A 1,339-nucleotide genomic window follows, 5' to 3' on the forward strand; every position below is an offset into this window, starting at 1 on the left:
TCCGCCCATACCGGTACGGCGGTATTCATCCGTCAGGCCTGCTCAGCGGAAAGCCGTTCTCGCGCCCCCACACCACCGCCTCGCTGCGCTTGTGGATGCCGATCTTGCGGTACAAGGCGGCGCCGTGATTGCGCACCGTGTTGCGCGACAGGCCGAGCTTGCGCGCGATCGCGTCGTCGCCGAGCCCCGAGCAGATCAGGTTGAGGATCTGGCGCTCGCGCACCGTCAGGTTCGGCGCCGCCCCCTCGGCGGCCTCCCGCCCGGGGCGGCGCAGGGTCGCGAGCTTCTCGATCAGCCCGCGGCTGAACCACGACGTGTCGGCCATCACGGTCTCGATCGCGTCGAACAGCTCCCGCTCGGTGTGCTTGCGCTCGGTGATGTCCTGCAGGACCAGCAGGGCGAACTCGGCATCGTTGATGGTCACGCGCTCGGCCGAGACCAGGCAGTCCAGGTTCGTCCCGCTCTCGTGGCGCAGGCACACCTCGACCCCGAGGACGTAGCCGTGCCGGTCGAGGGCGGCCTCGACCTGCAGGCGCTGCTTGTCGGCGACCCACAGCCCAGCCTCGTCGAGGCTGCGCCCGACGATCCGGTCCTCGCCGTGGCCGAAGACCCGGCTGAACGCCTCGTTGATGCCGGTGACCTGGAACGTGTCCGCCCGCACCAGCACGGTCGGCACCGGCGTCATCCGGAACGCCTTGGCGAAGCGCTCCTCGCTCTGGCGCAGGGCCGTCTCGGCCTTCCGGCGCAGTTCGAGGTCGGCGAAGGTGAACAGCATGCACGGCTCGTCGCCCATCGCGATCGGCTGGCCGGCGACGATCACGAACCGGCTGCCGCCGTCGGGCAGGTCGAGGCAGGCCTCCATCTGGGGGATCGTGCCGCCGGACTCGAGGCGCGCGACGGCGAGGTCGCGGTTGCGGGCGCCGGCCAGGACGTCGACCTCGTAGACGCTGCGGCCGATCACGGCGTCGCGGGTGAAGCCGGTCATCTCCAGGAAGCCGGTGTTGACCTTGACGTGGCGCAGGTCGGACAGGCGGGTGATCACCGCCGGGGCCGGGTTGGCGTTGAAGGTCCGCTCGAACCGCTCCTCGGCCTCGAACTGGTCGGAGACGTCCTTGAGGATCAGCGCGAGGCAGCTCGGCTTGCCGTCGCGGTCCGTGGCCACGAGGCTGCGCAGCGAGTGGACGAAATCCATCTCGGGCTTGTCGGCCCGGCGCACCTCGACCACGACATCGTGGAAGCGCTCGCCGGCGACGACGCGCTCGATCGGATACTGGTTGGGCGCGACGTTGTTGCGGTAGCGCAGGCAGAACCGGTCCCGGTACGCGTCCACGGTCGGCCC

1 protein-coding gene is annotated in these 1,339 nt (G+C 70.4%); it reads right to left on the reverse strand.

Annotated features, from left to right (window positions below; all coding sequences use genetic code 11):
- Nucleotides 1-25 precede the first annotated feature (25 nt).
- The coding region (locus GGQ91_RS27935; protein ID WP_182593317.1) for a helix-turn-helix transcriptional regulator at nucleotides 26-1,339 on the reverse strand (1,314 nt) is incomplete at its 5' end.

This window comes from Methylobacterium fujisawaense, assembly GCF_014138435.1.
In the GTDB taxonomy this organism is placed as follows: domain Bacteria; phylum Pseudomonadota; class Alphaproteobacteria; order Rhizobiales; family Beijerinckiaceae; genus Methylobacterium; species Methylobacterium fujisawaense.